At 70.2% G+C, this 22,127-nt stretch carries 17 protein-coding genes and 1 pseudogene; 15 read left to right on the top strand and 3 right to left on the bottom strand.

Annotated elements, in window-relative coordinates; translation table 11 throughout:
* Nucleotides 1-2 precede the first annotated feature (2 nt).
* Nucleotides 3-866 carry a LuxR C-terminal-related transcriptional regulator gene (locus tag CK206_RS16350; RefSeq protein ID WP_067716732.1) on the top strand — a complete coding sequence of 288 codons (864 nt, stop codon included), beginning with the start codon at nucleotides 3-5 and terminating at the stop codon, nucleotides 864-866.
* Nucleotides 867-1,161: 295 nt separating this feature from the next.
* Here CK206_RS16350 and CK206_RS16355 read toward each other — a convergent pair.
* A pseudogene (locus CK206_RS16355) lies at nucleotides 1,162-1,965 on the bottom strand (cytochrome P450); the annotation flags it as partial.
* A gap of 580 nt (nucleotides 1,966-2,545) precedes the next feature.
* On the opposite strand from CK206_RS16355, the gene CK206_RS16360 reads away from it, so the two are divergent.
* Entirely contained in the window at nucleotides 2,546-4,015 is a 1,470-nt protein-coding gene (locus tag CK206_RS16360; RefSeq protein ID WP_096907058.1) for an MFS transporter, read from the top strand.
* Between the two features lie 175 nt (nucleotides 4,016-4,190).
* On the opposite strand, the gene CK206_RS16365 is transcribed toward CK206_RS16360, so the two are convergent.
* Nucleotides 4,191-4,697, bottom strand: a complete 507-nt coding sequence (locus tag CK206_RS16365) for a MarR family winged helix-turn-helix transcriptional regulator (protein WP_096907059.1) — start codon at nucleotides 4,695-4,697, stop codon at nucleotides 4,191-4,193.
* 159 nt (nucleotides 4,698-4,856) lie between these two features.
* Here CK206_RS16365 and CK206_RS16370 point away from each other — a divergent pair, with 159 nt between their 5' ends.
* Both CK206_RS16370 and CK206_RS16375 read left to right on the top strand, forming a co-directional pair.
* Entirely contained in the window at nucleotides 4,857-6,407 is a 1,551-nt protein-coding gene (locus CK206_RS16370; protein WP_096907060.1) for a succinate CoA transferase, read from the top strand.
* 36 nt (nucleotides 6,408-6,443) lie between these two features.
* Entirely contained in the window at nucleotides 6,444-7,853 is a 1,410-nt protein-coding gene (locus CK206_RS16375; RefSeq protein WP_067716721.1) for an acyclic terpene utilization AtuA family protein, read from the top strand.
* Between the two features lie 10 nt (nucleotides 7,854-7,863).
* Here CK206_RS16375 and CK206_RS16380 read toward each other — a convergent pair whose 3' ends face one another.
* Entirely contained in the window at nucleotides 7,864-9,471 is a 1,608-nt protein-coding gene (locus tag CK206_RS16380; RefSeq protein ID WP_083249509.1) for a class I adenylate-forming enzyme family protein, read from the bottom strand.
* A 135-nt stretch (nucleotides 9,472-9,606) separates the two neighbouring features.
* Between CK206_RS16380 and CK206_RS16385 the strand changes: the two genes are divergently transcribed.
* The 11 genes from CK206_RS16385 (at nucleotide 9,607) to rpsG (ending at nucleotide 21,994) form a co-directional block, all read left to right on the top strand.
* Nucleotides 9,607-10,425 (top strand): TIGR03084 family metal-binding protein, encoded by an 819-nt coding sequence (locus tag CK206_RS16385; protein WP_067716716.1) that lies wholly within the window; start codon nucleotides 9,607-9,609, stop codon nucleotides 10,423-10,425.
* The gene (locus tag CK206_RS16390; protein WP_067716712.1) at nucleotides 10,422-12,245 is read left to right on the top strand and encodes an acyclic terpene utilization AtuA family protein; all 1,824 of its coding nucleotides are present in this window, start codon (nucleotides 10,422-10,424) and stop codon (nucleotides 12,243-12,245) included. Before CK206_RS16385 ends, CK206_RS16390 begins: the two co-directional genes overlap by 4 nt.
* Nucleotides 12,242-13,444, top strand: coding sequence for an acyl-CoA dehydrogenase family protein (locus CK206_RS16395; protein ID WP_082923930.1), 1,203 nt, complete (start codon nucleotides 12,242-12,244; stop codon nucleotides 13,442-13,444). The genes CK206_RS16390 and CK206_RS16395 overlap by 4 nt, the downstream gene beginning before the upstream one ends.
* A complete protein-coding gene (locus tag CK206_RS16400; RefSeq protein WP_067716709.1) occupies nucleotides 13,441-15,039 on the top strand; it encodes an acyl-CoA carboxylase subunit beta in 1,599 nt (532 codons plus the stop codon). Before CK206_RS16395 ends, CK206_RS16400 begins: the two co-directional genes overlap by 4 nt.
* Nucleotides 15,040-15,050: 11 nt before the next feature.
* A complete protein-coding gene (locus CK206_RS16405; protein WP_069388744.1) occupies nucleotides 15,051-17,102 on the top strand; it encodes a biotin carboxylase N-terminal domain-containing protein in 2,052 nt (683 codons plus the stop codon).
* Entirely contained in the window at nucleotides 17,099-18,280 is a 1,182-nt protein-coding gene (locus tag CK206_RS16410; protein WP_069388743.1) for an acyl-CoA dehydrogenase family protein, read from the top strand. Before CK206_RS16405 ends, CK206_RS16410 begins: the two co-directional genes overlap by 4 nt.
* Nucleotide 18,281: 1 nt before the next feature.
* On the top strand, nucleotides 18,282-19,079 hold the full coding sequence (locus CK206_RS16415) for an enoyl-CoA hydratase family protein (RefSeq protein ID WP_069388742.1): 798 nt from the start codon (nucleotides 18,282-18,284) through the stop codon (nucleotides 19,077-19,079).
* A gap of 78 nt (nucleotides 19,080-19,157) precedes the next feature.
* Nucleotides 19,158-20,291, top strand: coding sequence for an NDMA-dependent alcohol dehydrogenase (locus CK206_RS16420; RefSeq protein ID WP_069388741.1), 1,134 nt, complete (start codon nucleotides 19,158-19,160; stop codon nucleotides 20,289-20,291).
* 11 nt (nucleotides 20,292-20,302) lie between these two features.
* Nucleotides 20,303-20,953: a TetR/AcrR family transcriptional regulator gene (locus CK206_RS16425; protein ID WP_067716699.1), complete on the top strand. Its 651-nt coding sequence runs from the start codon at nucleotides 20,303-20,305 to the stop codon at nucleotides 20,951-20,953.
* A 199-nt stretch (nucleotides 20,954-21,152) separates the two neighbouring features.
* Nucleotides 21,153-21,524, top strand: a complete 372-nt coding sequence (gene rpsL / locus CK206_RS16430; protein WP_010541164.1) for a 30S ribosomal protein S12 — start codon at nucleotides 21,153-21,155, stop codon at nucleotides 21,522-21,524.
* Nucleotides 21,524-21,994: a 30S ribosomal protein S7 gene (gene rpsG, locus CK206_RS16435; protein ID WP_067716696.1), complete on the top strand. Its 471-nt coding sequence runs from the start codon at nucleotides 21,524-21,526 to the stop codon at nucleotides 21,992-21,994. The genes rpsL and rpsG overlap by 1 nt, the downstream gene beginning before the upstream one ends.
* Nucleotides 21,995-22,127: the final 133 nt, after the last annotated feature.

A 22,127-nucleotide genomic window follows, 5' to 3' on the forward strand; every position in this document is an offset into this window, starting at 1 on the left:
CCATGACCACCCTTCGACCCAGTGATTCGGACGCGGTCCTCGGCGCCCTGCGACGCGCCCGGCAGGAGTCCGGTCTGCCGATCGTGTTCGCAGGGCAGGCCGACGGCGAGACGGCGAAGCTCAGCCGCTTCATCGGCGTCCGCACGAACTCCATGCAGGGTCTGGCCGTGGCCAAGGGCCGGGGGCTCGGTGGGCACGTCATGGCGTCGGGGCGTCCCGCGACGGTCCGCGACTACGAGGACTGCTCCAGCATCACCCGCGACTACGCCGATGCGGTGGAGCAGGAGGGCCTGAGGGCCATCATCTCGGTGCCGGTGATGGTCTCCGGCGTCGCGCGGACGATCCTCTACGGGTCGGCGCGCGTGGCCACCCAGCTCGGCGACCACGTCGCCAGGACGTTCAACTCGGTCGCCTCGGACCTCGCCGCGGAGTTCCAGGTCAGGGACGAGGTCGACCGACGGCTGCGGATGGCGGACCTCGCCGCCGCGGAGCACTCCGTCGGCTTCGAGGCCGCGGACCGCGAGCAGCTGCGGGTCCTCCACGGAGAGCTACGGGCGATCGCCGCTGAGCTGGGCGACCCGGCACTGCGCGACCGTCTCCTGGCCGCCGGGTCCGCGCTCGCCGGCGTGGGACGGGCGCCCGACGCCGGGGACATCCCGGTCCCCGCCAAGTCGGTGCTCTCGCCGCGCGAGATCGACGTGCTGGCCCAGGTTGCCCTCGGCTGCTCGAATGCCGAGGTGGGGGCGCGGCTGTCGCTGTCACCGGAGACCATCAAGGCGTATCTTCGCAACATCGGCACCAAGCTCGGCACGCGGTCGCGGATGGAGTCCGTGGCGCGCGCCCGGCTCCTCGGCGTCCTGCCCTGAGTCGACCCGACCGGCCCGCGTCGCGAAGAGCGTTCCGCACACATCGCCCGAGAGGACAGTGTGCGGAACGGTCTTCTCGTCGCGCGCCGACGCGCTGGCTAGGGCGGTTCTACGGCGCCGCGGTCTCCCGGTCCTGCCACGCGACCCGCACGCCCGTCGCGGGACGGGTGAGCATCCTCGTCCACGGGAAGGTGAGATCGTCGGGATCCCGACTGATGCGCACCTCCGGACGGCACAGCGCGGCCACCGCGGCGGACAGGGCGGCCACCGCGAGCTTCTCGCCGGGGCAACGGTGTCCGGTGCGGACACCCGCCCCGCCCTGCGGGACGAACGCCTCGAGCTTCTCGGCGTCTGCGACCCCCATGAACCTCTCGGGGTCGAACGTCGAGGCGTCGTCCCAGTGGTTGGGATCGGTGTCGGTGCCGAGGAGATCCAACAGCACCCGTTCGCCCCTGTGCACCGGGCATCCGTGCACCTCGAAATCCGAGGTGGCCATCGCCGGCAGCATCGGCACGAACGGGTAGACCCGCCGGACCTCCCGGGCGAACGCGACGGCCTCCGGGATGTCGGAGAGTCGACACGCGGCCGACGAGGCCTCCCGGATCCGTGCGGCCCACCCGGGATTCTCCGTCAGTGCCACTGCCGCGAACGCGGCGAATCGCGCCACCGCCACCGTCGGGCGGGTGAGGTTCTGCAGTTCCACGGCGGCGGCCCGGTCGTCGACTGCAGCGCCGTCGGGTCCCGCAGATTGGCCATGGCCGCCCGGACCGACTCGGGTTCCGCGCGCAGTCCGCCGGCCCGCACCGCGGATCAGGCCGGTGGCCCAGGTGTCCAACCGGACGCGTTCGACCTCGCCGACCGGATTGGTCGCGATGCGGCCGAACGAGTCGAGCAGCCTGTTCATCTGGCGGGCCCGGCGATCGGTTTCCGACGGAGTGAGCGGTGGGTCCGCCCGGCGGAATGCCGTCCGACCGAACGCCGTGGTGGTGCCGCCGTACACCGTGCCGGCACCGCTGCGCGCCCAGTCGCCGAGCATCCCCTCGAGCTCGTCGGCGACGAGTTCGGGGAACTGTGCGGCGCGCTCGTCGTCGTAAGCCATGTCGGCCAGCGCGTTCCTGCGCACCTCGTGCGCGCACCCGTCGAGTCCGTGGACCGCGCCGGGCCGAAAAGGGGAACCGGATGAACCCGGGCATGGCGCCGTCGCGCTCCACCTTGTCGGCGTCGTAGAAGCTCCGTACGCCCTCCACGCCCCGCAACAGAACGGCGCTGCGTCCCATGAGCCGCAGTCGGACAGGGGCCTGCGAATCGGGGGAGACCCCCGCGCGCTGCCGCACCCGCGAGGCGAAGAGGTATCCGGACCGGAGGAAGTCGAGGGACTGGTCGCTGATCACTCGCGGGGTGGGTCGAGGCATCGGGCGCGCTCCGTCGGACTCGTGGTCGGCGTCTCGCCCGTCACCCCAGGGGCACCCGCAGCGTTGCGCAGTCGGTCCGGCGGTGCCGGGTTCGCCCGGCCGTGACGTGATCCAGATCACCGACCATCCACTTTCGGGTGTATCGGGTGTGGCCCCAGTCACATACTTTTTCCTCAATCGACGTTGATGCGTCGGCGATCACCCGCCTCGCCGGAGGTCCGATACCCGGCGAACCCGACAAGACTGGAGTTTGTCTTGACGCAGTCCATGAACACCTCACCGGGGAACGCGGCACCGCGGTCCTCCGCGGTGCCACCGGTCAAGCCGAAGACCTCGCTGAAGAAGGTCGCCGCGGCGTCCTCGATCGGCACCACGATCGAGTGGTACGACTTCTTCATCTACGGCACCGCCGCCGCGCTCGTCTTCCCGACCCTGTTCTTCCCGGGCCAGGACCCCGCCGCCGCGACGTTGTCCTCGTTCGCGACGTTCGCCGTCGCGTTCTTCGCGCGCCCCGTGGGCGCCGCCATCTTCGGCCACTTCGGTGACCGGATCGGCCGCAAGCGCACCCTGGTCTGGACGCTGATCATCATGGGCGTCGCGACCGTGTTCATCGGTCTGCTGCCCGGCTACGAGACCGGCGCGTTCGGTGTCTTCGAGGACGGCATCGGGATCTTGGCGCCGACGATGCTCGTCCTGTGCCGCTTCTTCCAGGGTTTCGCTGTCGGTGGCGAGTGGGCCGGAGCGACACTGCTCACTGCGGAGTACGCCCCCGAGGGCAAGCGCGGGATGATGGGTATGTGGCCGCAGCTGGGCGTGGCCTTCGCGTTCTTCCTGTCCTCGGGAACGTTCCTGCTGTTCTCCCTCATCGCCGGTTCCGGCGCAGACGTCGACAGCCCGTTCATGCAGTACGGCTGGCGCATCCCGTTCCTGCTATCCGCCGTGCTGGTCCTGATCGGTCTGTGGATCCGCATCTCGGTCGAGGAGACCCCGGTCTTCCGTCAGAACCAGGAGCGCGACGCCAGGGAGGCGGCCGCGACGCTGGCCGCGGACAAGGCCGCGAACAGGGCCTCGGCCCCCAAGACGCTGCCGTTCGCGGACGCACTCCGCTACCAGTGGAAGGAGATCCTCATAGCGGGTGGCGCGCTCACCTCGCTGTTCTCCCTCTTCTACATGGGCACCTCGTTCCTCACGAGCTACGCCACCGGGACCCTCGGACACTCGCGCCCGTTCGTCCTCGCCATGGGCATGATCGCGGCCCTCGTCTTCGGTGCCGCCATCGCGGTGTCCTCGCTGTTCTCGGACCGCATCGGTCGACGGAAGGTCATCGGGACCTCGGTCGGGCTGGCGGTGCTCTGGACCATGTTCATCTTCCCGATCCTCGACACCGGTTCGGCCTTCGCGTTCGGGCTGGTCCTGTTCGTCACGCTGATCATCTTCGGTATCGCCTACGGCCCAGCCGGTGCGCTGCTCCCCGAGCTGTTCATGTCCCGCTACCGCTACACCGGCGCCGGCCTCGGCTACAACCTGGCGGGCATCCTCGGTGGTGCGCTGCCGCCACTGGCCGCCGCCAAGATGATCGGTGACGGGAACACGCTCGGCGTCGGCATCATGCTGTGCGCTCTGTCCGTGATGTCCTTCATCTGCATCCTGCTCATGAAGGAGTCGAGCAAGAACGTCATGCACGCCGATACCGAGGACATCGCCAGGACCGACGCCTTCGCCTCCGAGGTACCGTGACCCGATCCTGACGCCCTCGCGTCACCCACCGCCACACGGCGGTACCCCACGAACAGCCGCGCCCGGCCCCACCCGAGAGGGGGCCGGGCGCGGTGTCGTGTCCGGGGCCCGGCGATCGCCCCGGGCACGCCGACCGGCAATGGCGGGGGAGGGTCGCCCGGCCGGGCCGGGTCGGTCAGAAGTCGCCGGCGGACCGGCGCAGCGAGGCGATGGCCTCGATGAGCGCCACTTGCTCGCTCTCGTCCATCCCCGGGTCGGCGAACACGCCGGAGTTCAGCGCCGCGGTCGCCTCGGCCACCACCTTTCTGCCCTCGGCCGTGATCTCCACGAGGGTCGTTCGCCCGTCCGTCGGATGCGGCCGTCGCTCCACGAGGCCCGCGTCAAGGAGGCGCTTCATGGCGCTGGTGACGCTGGTGACGTGGACCTGGAGGCGCTCGGAGGCCTTGGTGATGGGCAGCGCTCCCGAACGGGAGAAGGCGAGCAGTCGGAGGAGCTCGTAGCGGGGGAACGACAGGTTCCACGGTCGCAGGGTCTCCTCGACCCGGGCCAACAGGATCTGGTGGGCCCGCATCACCGAGGTCACGACCGTCATCCCCTGGGCAGCGTCCGCCCACCCCTCGCGCTCCCAGTTGGCGCGCGCCTGGTCGATGCGGTCGGGGATCGGTGCGGTCCTGGGGGACAAGGGTTCACTCCTGGCGGACGCGGCGGGGTTGAACGGCCGAGTCTATCCGCCCGGACCCCGTCCGACCGGAGACCTGCGGAGATCGGAGCGGCACCGAGTGGGGGTGATCACGTCTTCGTCGAAAATGGGATCACCCGACACCGGCGATAGGCTCCGCGTATGAGCACCTCCGTCCATATGCGGGGCACCGCCTGCGACCCCTCACGCATCCGCCATCCCCATTTCCGGGGACTGGTCACCGACGCAGCCTCCGCGGTGGAGCGGATCGCCGACGGCGACACGGTGGCGATCAGCGGGTTCGCCAGCGCGGGCACCCCGAAAGCGTTCGCCCCTGCGCTCGCGGACCGGATCCGCGCCGTCCGGGCGGCCGGTGGTGACTTCAGTGTCAACCTGCTCACCGGCGCGTCGGTGGCGAACGAGGCCGAGGCGATGCTCGCCGAGGTCGACGGAATCGCGCTGCGGATGCCGTACCAGAGCGAGCCCACCGCCCGCGGCAAGATCAACTCGGGCGAGATGGACTACGTGGACGTCCACCTCTCTCACGTGGCCCAGCAGGTGTGGCAGGGCCATTACGGCGACGTGGACGTCGCGGTGGTGGAGGTCGCCGCGATCACCGAGGACGGCAAGCTCGTCCCCGCGATGTCGGTGGGCAACAACAAGACCTGGCTCGACGTGGCCGACAAGGTGATCCTCGAGGTGAACTCGTGGATCCCGGCCGGTGTCGAGGGTATTCACGACGTCTACTACGGCACGGCGCTCCCGCCGCATCGCAGGCCGATCCTGCTCTCGCGGGCCGACGACCGGATCGGTCAGCCCCTGCTCGAGGTGGACCCGGCCAAGGTCATCGCGGTGGTGCCCACCGATCAGCGGGACTCCGCCAGCGCTCTGACCAAGCCCGACGAGGTGAGCAACGCGATCGCGGGCCACGTGCTGGAGTTCTTCCACCACGAGGTCGCGTCCGGTCGGATGCCCGCGGGGAGCCTCCTCCCGTTGCAGGCCGGGATCGGCAATGTGGCCAACGCCGTCCTGGCCGGACTGGCGGCGGGGTCGTTCTCGGACCTGAGCTGCTACTCCGAGGTCATCCAGGACTCGATGCTCCAGCTCATCCGGGAGGGCACGGTCGCCCACGCCTCGGCCACCGCGCTGGCGTTGTCCGCGGACGGACTGACGGAACTGGTGGACAACTTCGACCTCTACCGCGACCACATCACGTTGCGCCCGCAGGAGATCAGCAACCACCCGGAGATCGTCCGGCGGCTGGGGATCGTCGGCATGAACGGCATGCTCGAGGCGGACGTCTACGGCAACGTCAACTCCACCCACGTGGGCGGGACCCGCATCATGAACGGCATCGGCGGGTCCGGTGACTTCACGCGTAACGGATACGTGTCGATGTTCCTCAGCCCGTCAACGGCCAAGGACGGGGCGGTCTCGGCGATCGTGCCGATGGTCCCGCACGTCGACCACACCGAGCACGACGTCCAGGTGATCGTCACCGAGCACGGCCTCGCCGACCTGCGCGCATTGAGCCCACGCAAGAGGTCGCGTCTCATCGTGGACCGGTGCGCGGACCCCGTCTTCCGACCACTTCTGCACGACTACCTCGATCGGGCCGAGGCCCGTCCGGGTGCCGGCAACACGCCACATATCCTCGAGGACGCCTTCTCGTTCCACACGCGCCTCGCTGCCACGGGGAGCATGCTGGGGTAGGCGTCCGCCCCAGATCGACTAGGAGTCCGAGGATCGATGACGAGCACCCAGAGCCCCCTGCGCATAGGTAACGTCTCGGCGTCGCGGGCAGACCGTGCCACGGCGACGGCCGAGTTCCTCGCGGCCGCGGCGCTGGACGTGCTCGCGCTCGACATGCTCTCCGACGAGGCGATGCTCGATCTGGCCGAGCAGCGGTCCGCGGGCGGACCGGGTTACGAACGGGCGGCGCTGGTCCAGATCGGCGAGTGTCTCGGGCAGCTCGGCGCCGGGGGCGTGCGGATCGTCACCAACGCGGGCGCACTGGACCCCGAGGGCCTCGCCGCCGAATTGCGGTCCGTCGCCCGGGACGCGGGTCTGGACCTGGCAGTGGCCTGCGTCGATGCCGGTGACGTGACGGACCGGACGACCGAACTCGGTCTCGGTGGGGCCGATGTCGCGACGGTGCGTCACGGGGCGTTCGGCATCTCCCGGGCGTTGGCGGCCGGCGCCGTCGTCGTCGTCACCGGGCGCGTCAGTCGCGAGGCCCTCGTCGCCGGCGCCGCGGCGGCCCACCACGGCTGGACGCCGTCCGCCCTGGACTCCCTCGCCGGATCGGTCGCGGTGGGGCACGTGCTCTCCGGTGGCCCCGGCGCGACGGGGGTCGTCGACTCCACGACCGATGTCACCCGCACCACCGATCCGGTCACCGGGGGTTACCCCATCGCGGAGATCGCCGACGACGGGTGCGCGGTCGTCACGCGCCATCCCTCGGCCTTCGGGTCGGTCACCGTCGGGACCGTCACCGATCAGCTCCTCGACGGCGTCGCCGGGGCGCGGTACGCGGCGCCCGACGTGGTGCTGCGGCTCGACTCCCTCAGGCTTGCGCAGGAGGGCACCGACCGGGTCCGGATCAGCGGTGCCCGTGGTGAACCGGCCCCGCCGGTCGTGGCGGTGGTCGCCATGACACGGGGTACCGGTGGCGACCGGCGTCCCGTGCGGGTCGCCCGCCCCCTGGCGCAGGGGGAGACGGGGCACTCCGTGGTCATGCCCGACGGCGCCCGCGTCACGGTCCCGGTGCCGGTCGAGACCGCGCCCATCGGGCCGGGGGAGTTACCGACCCCGTGGACTCCGGGCGCCGTCCCGGGCGGGGAGCCCGTCACCGCCGTCCTGGGCTCGGTCGCGAGTGTGCGACGCGGGGTGGTCGGCCGCGGGGTCAACATCGCGGTGTGGACATGGGACGACTCGGCGTTCGCCTGGTTGGCCGGGGAGCTCACCGTCGAGCGGATCCGTGAACTCATCCCGGGTCTCGACGGTATGGACATCCGGCGCTACCTGCTGCCCAATCTCCGGGCGGTCAATCTCGTGGCCCGCCCGCCACGGGGCGAGGTGCTGCGGCCCGGGCTCGGAGCCGACCTCACGGCGGCCCGCCTGGAGATCCCCGGCGAGCTCCTCGAGGTCGGCCCCTGACCCCGCCCTGTCATTGCGCCGCCCGCAGCTCGGCCTTTCGGATCTTCCCGGTCGCCGTGCGGGGGATGGAGTCGACCACCACGACGTCGCGCGGCCGGTGCGAGGGGGAGAGCCGCTCCGCGCCGAACTCCATGACCGAGCCCTTGAGATCGTCCTCGGCCGGTGCGCCCTCGGCGGGCACCACGACTGCGACCACGAGCTCGCCCCACTTGGGGTCCGGGCGCCCGACGCAGGCGACCTCGGCGACGTGCGGGTGGTCCATGAGGACCCGCTCCACGTGCATCGAGGAGACGTTCTCGCCGCCGGACTTGACGATGTCCTTGACGCGGTCGGCGAACCACACGACCCCCTCCCGGTCGATACGCCCCAGATCGCCGGAGTGCAGGCGGCCGCCCACGAACGCCGCGGCGTTGGCCTCGGGGTTGTTCCAGTAGCCCTCCATCACCGTCGGTCCGCGGTAGACGATCTCGCCTTCCTGGCCGACGGGCATGAGCTCGGCACCGCCCGGTTCGCTGATCCGGTTCTCCGCGATCGGGGTGGGGTAACCCCAGGAGTCGGACTTGTCCGGATTGAGCTCGGGCCACTGCATCACGGTGGCCGGGGTGCACTCGCTCATCCCCGAGGCCAGCGCCATCCTGGCGTCCGGGAGCGCGGACTCCAGGCGTCTGCGCATCTCCTCGGACATCGGGGCCATGGCGTAGAGCAGGAACCGGATCGAGGACAGGTCGAGGCCGCGGTCCCTGCCGTCGGCGAGGGCCTCCAGCATGAGAGGCAGGCCGACCAGGTGGGTGGCGTGGACCCGGGCGACCGTGTCGGCGTATTGGACCGGGTCGAAGCCCGGCAGGAGGTGGACGGTCGCGCCCATGGTGACGGCGGACAACAGGACCCCGTTGAGGCCGGCGGTGTGGAAGAGGGGGAGCGGGCAGACCGTGACCGAGGCCTCGGCTCCCCAGTTGAGGCCGAAGACGGCCCCGTTGCCGAGCGCGGCCATGGTCACCGCGAGGTGCGAGGTGAGGACGCCCTTGGGGCGTGAGGTGGTCCCGGAAGAGTAGAGGCACTGCACGACCTGGCGGTCGCCGATCACCGTGTCGGGATTGGTGTCGTCGTCGGCCAGGAGGTCGTCCCACCCGATCAGCGCGGGACCGTCGGCGGGGGCCTCCAGGCCGTCGGGCACGCCTCCGACGACGACGACGGTGCGGATCGCGGGAATGGCGGCGACCGCTCCCATCACCAATTCCGCGAGTGAACCGTGGACCACGAGGATGCGGGTCCCCGAGTCGGTCAGGGCGTGCTCGATGTTGTCCAACCCGGACAGGAGGTTGATGGGCAGCGAGACCATCCCCGCCTTGGCCGTCCCGAAGTAGGTGGCGACGAACTCGCGGCAGTTCATCGACAGGAGCGCGACCGGTTCCTCCGCCTCGATCCCGTGCGCGGTCAACCCGTGGGCGAACCGGTTGGACACGGCCTCGAGCTCGAGATACGTCCACGATCCCGCGTCGTCCGTGAGGGCGGTCCGGCCCGCGAACGTGGCCGCCGCCCGGGTGGGGAGGTCACCCACCGAGCAGCGGCGGGCCAGGGCGTGGTCGACGGGGTCGATCCCGGTCAGATCTAGTCGCACGGTGTCTCCGTAAGGGGTCGGGGCCTCCCGCATCAGAAGTGACGGGGATCACCACGGCAAAGACTTCCAGGGGTGGCGGACAAAAGCAAGCAAGCACGCTTGCTTTATTCGTGGGGAGGTGGGATCGTTCTCGCCATGACCAAGCCCCAGCCCTCCGAGACGGAGGATCCGCACGCGGCCCTCGCCGCACTCAACGCCCGGGTGGACGAGCTCGTCGAGACCGTCGGGGCCGATCGCTGGAACACCGATACCCCGGCCGAGGGCTGGGACGTCGCGATGCAGATCGCCCACCTGGCCTGGACCGACGAGGTCTCCGTCACCGCCATCCGCGACGCGGAAGCCTTCCAGGCCGTGGTGGACAAGGCCTCGTCAGACCCCACAGGCTTCGTCGACGCCGGCGCGGCCGAGATCGCCGCCACCGGTCGCGACGAGGTCCTCGCGCGCTGGCGCCTCGCCCGGGGCGAACTCGCCGACGCGCTCAAGGCCGCCGACCCGGGGGAGAAGATCCCGTGGTTCGGCCCGCCCATGCGGTCCAAGTCCATGACCACCGCCCGGATCATGGAGACCTGGGCGCACGGCGTGGACGTCGCGGACGCCCTGGGCGTGGGCGTCGACACCGACCCGGCTTTCCTCGGCGCCCTCCCGCACGTCGCCCGTCTGGGCTGGAAGACCCGCGCGTTCGCCTACATGATGAACGGGCTGGAGGCACCCGCCTCCGAGGTCCACGTCGCCCTCACACAGGCCGACGGCACCGTCCTCGAGTTCGGCCCCGCCGACGCCGAGCAGCGGGTCACGGGCCCGATCCTCGACTTCTGTCTGCTGGTCACCCAGCGTGTGCACCTCGACGACACCGCTCTGGAGGCGGACGGCGAGGACGCGCTGGGATGGCTCCGCATCGCCCAGGCGTTCGCCGGACTCCCCGGCAGCGGCCGTGAGAAGGGAGCACGAGCATGACCTCGTCCACGTCCACGCCGTCCACCCCCGGACCGTCCACCCCCGCGCCACTGCGCGTCGGCAACATGTCCGGGTTCTACGGCGACCGCATCTCCGCGATGCGCGAGATGCTCTCCGGCGGCGAACTCGACGTCCTCACCGGTGACTACCTGGCCGAGCTGACCATGCTCATCCTCGGCCGCGACCGGATGAAGAGCGCCGAGCTCGGTTACGCCAAGACCTTCCTGCGCCAGCTCGAGGACTGCCTCGCTCTGGCACTCGAGAAGAACGTCAAGATCGTGGCCAACGCGGGTGGGGTCAACCCGGCCGCGCTGGCCGACGCCATCCGCCAACTCGCGGATCGGCAGGGGCTGCCGGCGAAGGTCGCCCACGTCGAGGGCGACGACCTCATCGCCCGGATCGGGGAGCTCGACGTCCCAGAGGACGCCGGGTTCCCGGTCACGGCCAACGCCTACCTGGGCGCCTTCGGCATCGCACGGTGCCTCGACGCGGGGGCCGACATCGTGGTCACCGGCCGCGTCACGGACGCGTCCGTGATCGTCGGCCCGGCGATCAGTCACTTCGGTTGGGGACGCGACGACCTGGACGCACTCGCCGGCGCCACCGCCGCGGGCCACGTCATCGAGTGCGGCACGCAGGCCACCGGCGGAAACTACGCCTTCTTCAACCGCGGCGAGATCGCCGACCCGGTGAAGCCCGGCTTCCCGATCGCCGAGATCGCCGCCGACGGCACCTCCGTCATCACCAAGCATGCGGGAACCGGGGGCGCGGTCACCGTCGGCACCGTCACCTCGCAGCTGCTCTACGAGGTCACCGGCGCGCGCTACGGCGGACCCGACGTCGTCACCCGACTCGACACCGCCGTGCTCGAGCAGGAGGGTGCCGACCGCGTCCGGATCTCCGGCGTCGTGGGCGAGACGGCACCGCCCACCACCAAGGTGTCCGTCACCTGCCTCGGCGGCTTCCGCAACGAGATCACGTTCCTGCTCACGGGCTTGGACATCGAGGACAAGGCGGCCCTGGTCGAGCGCCAGCTCCTGGCCGGGCTCGAGCGCGAGCCGGCGCAGCTGGACTTCCGCCTGCACCGCACCGACCACCCCGACGCCGACACCCAGGCCGCCGCGACCGCGCTGATGACCATCGTCGCCTGGGACCCGGACTCCGACGTGGTCGGTCGAGCGTTCTCCGATGCCGCGGTCGCCATGACCTTGTCCAGCTATCCGGGCGCCACCCCCAGCGCGCCGCCCGGCCGCGGGGGACCGTACGGCGTGTACATCCCCGCCTACCTGGACCAAAACGAGGTGCCGCACATCGCGGTCCTGCCCGACGGGACCCGGGTCGACATCGACCCCCCCGCCAGGACGGAGGAGATGGGCGACGGCCACGCCTCCGACGGACTGGACGCCGACGGCAACCCGCTCGTTTCCGCAGTGCCGGTGACGGGGTCGACCCGCCGGCGCCCGCTGGGCGACGTCCTCGGGGCCCGCTCCGGCGACAAGGGCGGCACCGCCAACATCGGACTGTGGGCCGGTGACGCCGAGGCCTACGCCTGGATGCGAGACACCCTCACCGTCGACGAGCTGAGACGCCTCCTGCCCGAGGCCGCGGAGTTGCCGATCGAGCGCTATGAGCTGCCGAAGCTGGGCGCGGTCAACTTCGTCATCGACGGACTGCTCGGCAAGGGCGTGGCGCACGGTTACCGCTGGGACCCGCAGGCCAAGGGCCTGGCGGAGTGGCTCCGCTCCCGGGTCGTCGACATCCCCGACCACATCAACGCCCCCGTGACCGCCGCACCGGCCCAAGCGAAGGAGAACGAGTGACCATCCCACGCCGTACCGTCCCCGCCGTCCCACCCCATGTGCCAGGCGACCCCTGGTACTCCGAGGAGCGTCTCGCGCTGCGCGAGGCCACGACCCGCTTCGCCGAGCGGGAGATCCTGCCCCACCTCGACGAGTGGGAGGCCGCGGGCTCGATCCCGCGCGAGCTCCACCGCAAGGCAGGCGAGCTGGGACTGCTCGGGGTCTCGTTCCCCGAGGAGGTCGGCGGCGGTGGCGGCGACGCGATCGATTCGATGATCGTGTGCGAGGCGCTGCACGAGGCCGGAGTGTCCGGCGGCGTGTTCGCGTCACTCTTCACCTGCGGCATCGCGATCCCGCACCTGGCCCAGTCCGGCACCCCGGAACAGATCGAGCGCTGGGTCAAGCCCACCCTCGCCGGCGAGATGATCGGCTCCCTGGCCATCACCGAACCCGGTGGCGGATCGGACGTCGGCCACCTCACCACCACGGCCCGGCGGGACGGCGATCACTACGTCGTCAACGGTGCCAAGACGTACATCACCTCCGCGACGCGCGCCGACTTCGTCGTCGCCGCCGTCCGTACCGGCGGCGAGGAGCTCAAGGGCGCCGCCGGTGTGAGCCTGCTCGTCATCCCCACGGACACCCCGGGCTTCCACATCTCGGCGCCGCTCGACAAGCTCGGCTGGCGCGCCTCCGACACCGCCGAGCTGACGTTCACCGACTGTCGGGTGCCGGTGGAGAACCTCGTCGGCGCGGAGAACGACGGCTTCGCGCAGATCGGGATCGGCTTCGTCGGCGAGCGCGCCGCGCTGGCCGCCCAGGGATACTCCCAGGCACAGCGCTGCCTCGATCTCACGCTGGACTGGGTCCGCGAGCGGGAGACCTTCGGACGCCCGCTGCTGTCCCGGCAGGGCGTGCAGAACACGGTCACCGAGATGGCCCGTCGGATCGATCTCGCCCGCACCTACACGCACCACTGTGTGAACCTGGCGGTGTCGGGGCAGGACGCCATCGCCGAGGTCTGCTTCGCCAAGAACACCGCCGTCGAGTGCGCCGAATGGGTCGCCAACCAGGCGGTGCAGCTGTTCGGAGGACTCGGCTTCATGTCGGAGTCCGAGGTCAGCCGCCAGTACCGCGATGTCCGGCTCCTGGGCATCGGGGGCGGCACGACCGAGATCCTGACCACCCTCGCCGGACGACGTTTGGGGTTCACGGCATGACAATCCTCCGTTCCACACTGGACACCACCAGCGCCGAGTTCGGTGCCGCGAGGCAGGCCATGGAGGGCAAGCTCGACCAGCTCGCCACGGATCTCGAGCCGGCACTGTCCGGCGGTGGCGAGCGCAAGGTCGCCCGCCACCGCGAGCGCGGCAAGTTCACCGCCCGCGAGCGGATCGACATGATCCTCGACCCGGAGTCCCCGTTCCTGGAGTTGTGCGCGCTCGCCGCGTGGGGCTCCGACTTCCAGACCGGTGCCTCCGTGGTGGCCGGGATCGGTGTGGTCGAGGGCGTCGAGTGCCTGCTCATCGCCAACGATCCGACGGTCAAGGGCGGCACCTCCAACCCGTGGACGCTGCGCAAGGTCCTCCGTCTCAACGACGTGGCCATGAAGAACCGGATCCCGGTCATCAGCCTCGTGGAGTCCGGTGGCGCCGACCTGCCCACGCAGAAGGAGGTGTTCGTCCCCGGCGGCGCGCTCTTCCGCGACCTGACCCGCCTGTCCAAGGCCGGCATCCCCACCATCGCCGTGGTCTACGGAAACTCCACCGCCGGTGGCGCGTACGTGCCCGGCATGAGCGATCACGTCGTCATGATCGAGGAACGTTCCAAGGTCTTCCTCGCCGGCCCGCCGCTGGTCAAGGCCGCCACCGGTGAGATCGCCGACGAGGAGACCCTCGGTGGCGCCGACATGCACGCCCGAGTCTCCGGCCTGGCCGACCACCTGGCGGTGGACGAGGCCGACGCTGCCCGCTTGACCCGGGGTATCGTCCGCCGTCTCAACTGGACCAAGGCCGGGCGCGCCCCGCGTGCCCAGGTCGCGGAGCCGCTGTACGGCACCGACGAGCTGCTCGGGATCGTCCCGGAGGACCTCAGGATCCCGTTCGACCCGCGCGAGATCATCGCCCGGATCGTCGACGGCTCGGTCTTCGACGAGTTCAAGCCGCTGTACGGCGCGAGTCTCGTCACCGGTTGGGCCGAGCTCCACGGTTACCCGGTCGGGATCATCGCCAACGCGCGCGGCGTGCTGTTCAGCGAGGAGGCCCAGAAGGCAACCCAGTTCATCGAGCTGGCCAATCGATACGACACACCCCTGCTGTTCATGCACAACACCACCGGCTACATGGTCGGGTCGGAGTACGAGCGCGGCGGCATCATCAAGCACGGCGCGATGATGATCAACGCGGTCTCCAACTCCGAGGTCCCGCACCTGTCGCTCATCACGGCCGCCTCCTACGGTGCCGGCCACTACGGCATGTGTGGCCGCGCGTTCGACCCCCGGTTCCTCTACACCTGGCCCAGCGCCAAGTCCGCCGTCATGGGTGGGCAGCAGCTCGCCGACGTGGTCACCTCCGTCGCCGCGGCCGCCAGCGCCGCCCGCGGTCAGGAGATGGACCAGGAGACCATCGACGGACTCAAGACCGCGATCGCCGACCAGATCGAGAAGGAGTCCCTGCCCGCCTTCCTGTCGGGGATGCTCTACGACGACGGCGTCATCGACCCCCGCGACACCCGGACGGTGCTGGGCCTCAGCCTGTCCGCGATCCACTCCGGAGAAGTCGCCGGAACCGACCGCTTCGGCGTCTTCCGGATGTGAGGAACGAAATCATGGAGAATTCATCAATCCCGACTCCGATCACTTCAGTCCTGGTGGCCAACCGCGGCGAGATCGCCCGACGCGTCCACCACACCGCGCGGTTACTCGGCATGACCACTGTCGCCGTGTTCTCCGACGCCGATGCCGAGGCGCCCCACACCCGCGAGGCCGACGCCGCCGTCCGCCTGCCCGGCAACACCCCCGCCGAGACCTACCTGCGCGGTGATCTGGTCATCGCCGCGGCCGAGGCGGCCGGCGCCGACGCCATCCACCCCGGATACGGGTTCCTGTCTGAGAACGCCGGGTTCGCCCGCGACGTGATCGACGCGGGCCTGACCTGGGTCGGCCCGCCGGTTGCGGCCATCGAGGCCATGGGCTCCAAGATCGAGGCCAAGAAGATTATGGGCGAGGCCGGCGTGCCGATGCTCACCGACCTCGAGCCCGCCGACCTCACCGAGGACATGCTCCCGGTGCTCGTCAAGGCGTCCGCCGGTGGCGGAGGTCGCGGCATGCGGATCGTCCGCACCCTCGACTCGCTGCACGACGAGATCGAAGGCGCGCAGCGCGAGGCGAAGTCCGCCTTCGGCGACGACGCGGTGTTCTGCGAGCGCTACCTCGAGCGTGGACGTCACATCGAGGTCCAGATCATGGCCGACTCGCACGGCACCGTCTGGGCGGTGGGGGAGCGCGAGTGTTCCATCCAGCGCCGCCACCAGAAGGTCATCGAGGAGGCCCCCAGTCCCCTCGTCGAGCGGACTCCGGGAATGCGGGAGGCGCTCTACAAGGCAGCCCGCGACGCCGCCTCCGCGATCGGGTACACCGGCGCCGGCACGGTCGAGTTCCTGGCCACCGACGACGGCGAGTTCTTCTTCCTCGAGATGAACACCCGCCTCCAGGTGGAGCACCCGGTCACCGAGGCCACCACCGGACTCGATCTGGTCGCCCTGCAGTTCGACGTGGCGGCGGGCCTGCCGCTGCCGTCCGCGGAGCCACCGGCCACCCACGGCTGGTCACTGGAGGCCCGCCTCTACGCAGAGGATCCCGCAGGCGACTACACGCCGGGGTCGGGAACCCTCTGGGCGCTCGACGTCCGCGGGGTCTCCTCGAGCTTCGAGGGCCCCCACCGCCCGGGAATCCGGCTGGACAGCGGCGTCGAGCCGGGCGCCGACGGTGCCCTCATCGGAGTGCACTACGACCCGATGCTCGCCAAGGTCATCTCCTACGGCCGCACGCGCGCTGAGGCCTGTGCCTCCCTCGCCGGTGCCCTGGCTCGTGCGCGGGTCCACGGTCTGGTCACCAACCGCGCCCAACTCGTCCGCGTGCTCCGGCACCCGGAGTTCATCGCCGGCAACCTGTCGACGACGTTCCTCGACGACCACGGCGCCGAGTCGCTCGCCGCGCCGCTCGCCGGCCCCGAGGCCGTCGCGATCTCCGCGCTGGCCGCGGCGGTGGTCTCCGGAACCGCCGACCACCTCGCCGGACCGGTGGCGCTGGCCCAGGCCGGGTTCCGCAACGTCGGGCGCACGCTGCAGAAGCGGACGTTCCGCCACGGTGAGGACGAGTTCGAGGTGGCCTACATCCGCGAGCGTTCCGGCGCCCGCCCGGACGGAGACCTCGCCGGGATCGTCACCGTCGAGGCGGTGGCCCCCGACTCCGCCGTCTTCGAGGTCAGGGGAGTGCGTCGCGTCTTCACCGTGGCCCGCTACGAGACCCCGGGTGCGGACACCGTCGTCGAGGTCGACTCCCCGCTCGGTCCCGTCTCACTCGTCGAGCCGCCGCGCTATACCGACCCCGCCGCCGAGGTCGCCGCGGGGTCGCTGCTCGCACCTATGCCGGGCGCGGTCATCCGCGTCGCGGTCGCCGTCGGCGACACCGTCACCGCCGGACAGCCGTTGCTCTGGATGGAGGCCATGAAGATGGAACACACCATCGCCGCCGCCGTCGACGGCATCGTCGCCGAGCTCCCCGTGGAGGTCGGCACACAGGTCGAATCGGGAACGGTCCTCGCCGTCCTCTCCGATCTCGACACCGACACCGACACCGAACAGGACCGATCACGATGACCGACATCTCACAGATCCCCAATCCCGCCATCGACACGGAGGAGCAGACGCAGCTCCGCCAGGTGGCCTTCGAGCTGGGCTCGCGGTACGGCATCGAGTACATGCGGGACAAGTCCGACACCGGCGAGACCACCAACGAGTTGTGGACCGAGGCCGGCAAGCTCGGCCTGCTCGGCGTGAACCTGCCGGCGGAGTACGGTGGCGGCGGAGCCGGGATGACCGAGCTCGCCATCGTGGAGGAGGAGCTCTCCGCGGCGGGCGCCGGCCTGCTCATGATGGTCGTCTCGCCGGCCATCAACGGCACGATCATCTCGCGCTTCGGCACCGAGGAGCAGAAGAAGAGGTGGCTGCCGGGCATCGCCTCCGGTGAGACCATCACCTCCTTCGCGATCACCGAGCCCGACGCCGGATCCAACTCGCACGCGATCACCACCACGGCCCGCCGCGACGGCTCCGATTTCCTGCTCAGCGGGCAGAAGACCTACATCTCCGGTGTCGACCAGGCCGACGCCATCCTCGTCGTCGCCCGCCTCGAGGGCGCGACCAGCGGCAAGCTCCAGCCGGCCTTGTTGATGGTGCCCACGGACGCCCCGGGCCTCGCCAAGACGCACATCCCCACCGAGGTGCGGACCCCCGAGCGGCAGTTCCAGCTGTACTTCGACGATGTCCGGCTGCCGGCCGAGGCGCTCATCGGCGACGGCGACACGGCGCTGCTCATGCTCTTCGCCGGTCTCAACCCGGAGCGCATCATGGCCTCGGGCATGGCTGTGGGCATCGCCCGTTTCGCCATGGACCGGGCGACCAAGTACGCCAACGAGCGGCAGGTGTGGAAGACCCCGATCGGCGCCCACCAGGGCGTGTCACACCCGCTGGCGCAATGCAAGATCGAACTCGAGCTGGCGCGGTTGATGATGCGCAAGGCCGCGGCCCTGGTGGACGCCGGCAGGGACGACCTGGCCGGCGAGGCCGCCAACATGGCGAAGTACGCCTCCGGTGAGGTCTCGGCCCGCACCGTGGACCAGGCCATCCAGACCCTCGGTGGCAACGGTCTGTCGGTCGAGTACGGACTGGCCGGCATGCTCGCCGCGTCGCGTCTGCCCCGTATCGCCCCGGTCAGTCGGGAGATGATCCTCAACTACGTGGCCCAGCACTCGCTCGGGCTGCCGAAGAGCTACTGAGGTGAGCGCGGTGGAAGACCAGACGCTGGTGCACTACGAGGTCCATGGGGGCGCAGCCCGCCTCACCCTGGACTCGCAACACAACCGCAACGCCCTCTCGACCCCCCTGATCGAGCAACTCCACGCGGCGCTCGACCGGGCCGCCGGGGACGACACCGCCCGCGTCGTCGTCCTCGGGCACGCCGGCGGGACGTTCTGCGCCGGTGCGGATCTGTCCGAGGCGTCCGCGAACCAGGGGAGCCCCGAAGAGCAGGCCGCCGAGCGGACCCGGATCTTCCTGGGCGTGCTGTCCGCGATCCTCTCCCACCCGAAGCCGGTGATCGCCGCGGTCGACGGCCACGTACGCGCGGGCGGAATGGGTCTGGTGTCGGCCTGCGATTTCGCGATCGCCGGTCCGTCCTCGTCCTTCGCGCTCACCGAGGTCCGCCTCGGACTGGCGGCCGCGATGATCTCCGTGCCCCTGGCCGCACGCGTGAACTCGAGGGACCTCGCTCGAGCCCTGCTGACGGGGGAGAAGTTCGACTCCGGGCACGCGCTGCGGATCGGGTTGCTCTCCGATTCGGTCGAAGATGTCCAGGGTGCGGTCGGCGAGCTTGTGGCCGCCTTCCGGCCCTGCTCACCCCAGGGGCTCGAGGAGAACAAGGCCCTGCTCGCGGCGCCCGTGCTCGCCGAGCTCGAAGCGCGTGGGGAGGAGCTGGCGGGAGTCACCGCCCGTCTGTTCACGACCCCCGAGGTCGCCGAGGGAATGACCGCGTTCCTGGAACGCAGACAGCCCTCCTGGGCGACCGACACGGAGTAGCGTGGGATGTGGCGCTGGTCACGTGACCAGAGCCACATCACCAGCGCCACATCACCCCTTCACACTAGGAGTACATGCATGCGTACCAAGGCCGCCATCATCAGGGAGCCAAAGCAGGACGGCTGGGAGGTCGTCGAGGTCGATCTGGGCGATCCCAGGGTCGGTGAGGTCCAGGTCAAGTTGGCCGCATCGGGCCTCTGCCATTCGGACGAGCACCTGCTCACCGGCGACCTGCAGTTCGAGACCTACCCCATCCTCGGCGGACACGAGGGTGCCGGTGTCGTCACCAAGGTCGGTGAGGGCGTCACCGGGATCGAGGAGGGTGACCACGTCGTCCTGGCGTTCATTCCCGCCTGTGGCACCTGCCCGCCCTGCGCAGAGGGGCTCCAGAACCTCTGTGACAACGGTGCCGGCCTGCTGACCGGCCGCGCGATCAGCGATGACACCTACCGGGTCCACACCACCGCGGGCGAGCCGGTCGCCTCGATGTGTGTTCTCGGGACATTCTCGCCGTACGTGACCGTCCACCAGTCGTCCGTCGTCAAGATCGAGAAGGACATCCCGCTCGACAAGGCCGCCCTGCTGGGCTGCGGCGTCGCCACGGGCTGGGGCTCGGCCACGGAGATCGGTGGGGCGAAGGAGGGCGACATCGTGGTGGTCGTGGGAGTCGGTGGGATCGGCATCAACTCGGTGCAGGGCGCGGCTGCCGCGGGAGCTCGCGCGATCGTCGCCGTCGACCCGGTCGAGTTCAAGCGCGAGAAGGCCAAGGAGTTCGGGGCCACCCACACCTGCAGCTCCATGGACGAGGCGATGGCACTGGTCGGAGAGATCAGCTGGGGTCGGATGGCCGATCTGGTCATCCTCACGATGGGCGTGGTCGAGGGCAAAGACCTGCTCCCCGGTCTGCTCCTCACGGGCAAGGGCCGCCGGTGTGTCGTGGTGGGCCTGGGGGACATGATGGCCGTCGACGCCCAGGTGTCAATCATGGACCTGGCGATGCAGCAGAAGACCCTGCAGGGCGCCATCTTCGGTGGCACCGGCCCGCGCAAGCAGATCCCGCACCTGCTGCACCAGTACCGCGCCGGGAACCTCAAACTGGACGAGCTCGTCACCAAGACGTACCGGCTCGAGGAGATCAACCAGGGGTACCAGGACATGCGCGACGGCAAGAACATCCGCGGTGTGATCATCTACGACGAGCAGGACTGGTAACAGGAGGACACATGACGGCACCCGAGCAGCGCGCCCCCAAGCAGGACAGGAGCCGTATCACGCGGGAGCGTCTGCTCGGTGCCTCGATCGACCTCCTCGCGACGCAGGGCTGGGCGGCGACCACCGTGGGTGCGGTGGCCGCCGCCGCCGGCGTCTCACGGGGCGCCGCCCAGCACCACTTCCCGACGCGCGAGGACCTCATCACCGCCGCGCTCGGGCACATGATCGAACAGCGACTCGAGGACGTCCGGACCGTGGGCCTCGACCTTCCCGAGCCCGGACCCGAGCGAACGGTCGCGGTGGTCCGGCTCATAGTCGGGCACTACACGTCCGACCTGTTCAAGGCCGCGCTCCACGTATGGACCGCGGCGGCCTCAGACCCGGCCCTCAGGGACCGCGTGCTCCCGCTCGAGAACCACATGTCCCGTGAGGTCCTGTCCATCGCCGCGGCCGCCCTGGGTCGCGATCCGGGTGACGCGCGAATCCGGCGCGCACTCCAGACCACCCTGGACCTCGCTAGGGGGCTGGGGCTCGCGGACGTCCTGTCCGACGACTCGGCGCGACGTGACAAGATCGTGAGATTCTGGGCCCATACCCTGGACACGGTCCTCGATGCGGCCGGAGCCCCGCCCGCGGGAGATGCCGCGACCGGCCCATTTTGACCGCTGCATCCCCCGGCGGTTAGGCTTCACCATCGTGCTCGCAGTGCGCGAGCTGGACGATCGTGCCCGGTAGGCCAGCGAGAGCGGCTGACATGGTCGGCCGTGCGCGGCGACAGGCGCGCGAGAGTCCGGATACGAGCAACGTCCCAGTGACCGGTGGTCGCCCCCGTGGAGGCCGCCAGCTAGAGAAAGTCGGTTCATGCCAACCATCAACCAGCTGGTCCGCAAGGGCCGCCAGGACAAGAAGTCGGCGACGTCGACGGCTGCCCTCAAGGGTTCGCCTCAGCGTCGTGGCGTGTGCACCCGTGTGTACACCACGACCCCCAAGAAGCCGAACTCCGCGCTCCGTAAGGTCGCCCGTGTGCGCCTGACCACCGGTATCGAGGTCTCCGCCTACATCCCCGGTGAGGGCCACAACCTGCAGGAGCACTCCATGGTGCTCGTGCGCGGCGGGCGTGTGAAGGACCTCCCGGGTGTGCGCTACAAGATCATCCGCGGCTCGCTCGACACCCAGGGTGTGAAGGACCGCAAGCAGGCCCGCTCCCGCTACGGCGCCAAGAAGGAGAAGTAATGCCTCGTAAGGGTCCCGCCCCCAAGCGCCAGCTGATCAACGACCCGGTCTACGGGTCGCCGCTGGTCACCCAGCTCGTGAACAAGATCCTCCTCGACGGCAAGAAGACGACCGCCGAGCGCATCGTCTACTCCGCGCTGGAGATCTGCCGCGAGAAGACCGGAACCGATCCGGTCATCACCCTCAAGAAGGCGCTCGACAACGTCAAGCCGGCTCTCGAGGTCCGCTCCCGTCGTGTCGGCGGCGCCACCTACCAGGTGCCCGTCGAGGTCCGCCCCGGTCGTTCGACGACCCTGGCGATGCGCTGGCTGGTGACGTTCTCCCGGCAGCGTCGTGAGAACACGATGGTCGAGCGTCTGGCCAACGAGATCCTGGACGCCTCCAACGGTCTGGGTGCCGCGGTCAAGCGCCGCGAGGACACCCACAAGATGGCCGAGGCAAACCGGGCGTTCGCTCACTACCGCTGGTGACGCGTCGGGACCCGGGCCGGGGCGTGGGTATCCACGTCCCCCCGGCCAGGGTCCCGTTGTCACCCGCCGGGTGGCATCATTGATCAAGGCCCGTACCTCACGCCCCGCGTGCAGGTACCGGCAGCACTACCGA

This window comes from Dietzia sp. WMMA184, from assembly GCF_002441635.1.
Lineage (GTDB): Bacteria > Actinomycetota > Actinomycetes > Mycobacteriales > Mycobacteriaceae > Dietzia > Dietzia kunjamensis.

Bases quoted from the DNA above. Each gene is read 5' to 3' on its own strand.
- CK206_RS16370 (WP_096907060.1), top strand. From the start codon at position 4,857: ATGAGCACCTCCGTCCATATGCGGGGCACCGCCTGCGACCCCTCACGC.
- CK206_RS16350 (WP_067716732.1), top strand. From the start codon at position 3: ATGACCACCCTTCGACCCAGTGATTCGGACGCGGTCCTCGGCGCCCTG.
- CK206_RS16385 (WP_067716716.1), top strand. From the start codon at position 9,607: ATGACCAAGCCCCAGCCCTCCGAGACGGAGGATCCGCACGCGGCCCTC.
- CK206_RS16405 (WP_069388744.1), top strand. From the start codon at position 15,051: ATGGAGAATTCATCAATCCCGACTCCGATCACTTCAGTCCTGGTGGCC.
- CK206_RS16390 (WP_067716712.1), top strand. From the start codon at position 10,422: ATGACCTCGTCCACGTCCACGCCGTCCACCCCCGGACCGTCCACCCCC.
- CK206_RS16375 (WP_067716721.1), top strand. From the start codon at position 6,444: ATGACGAGCACCCAGAGCCCCCTGCGCATAGGTAACGTCTCGGCGTCG.
- CK206_RS16400 (WP_067716709.1), top strand. From the start codon at position 13,441: ATGACAATCCTCCGTTCCACACTGGACACCACCAGCGCCGAGTTCGGT.
- CK206_RS16425 (WP_067716699.1), top strand. From the start codon at position 20,303: ATGACGGCACCCGAGCAGCGCGCCCCCAAGCAGGACAGGAGCCGTATC.
- CK206_RS16420 (WP_069388741.1), top strand. From the start codon at position 19,158: ATGCGTACCAAGGCCGCCATCATCAGGGAGCCAAAGCAGGACGGCTGG.
- rpsL (WP_010541164.1), top strand. From the start codon at position 21,153: ATGCCAACCATCAACCAGCTGGTCCGCAAGGGCCGCCAGGACAAGAAG.
- rpsG (WP_067716696.1), top strand. From the start codon at position 21,524: ATGCCTCGTAAGGGTCCCGCCCCCAAGCGCCAGCTGATCAACGACCCG.
- CK206_RS16410 (WP_069388743.1), top strand. From the start codon at position 17,099: ATGACCGACATCTCACAGATCCCCAATCCCGCCATCGACACGGAGGAG.
- CK206_RS16360 (WP_096907058.1), top strand. From the start codon at position 2,546: ATGAACACCTCACCGGGGAACGCGGCACCGCGGTCCTCCGCGGTGCCA.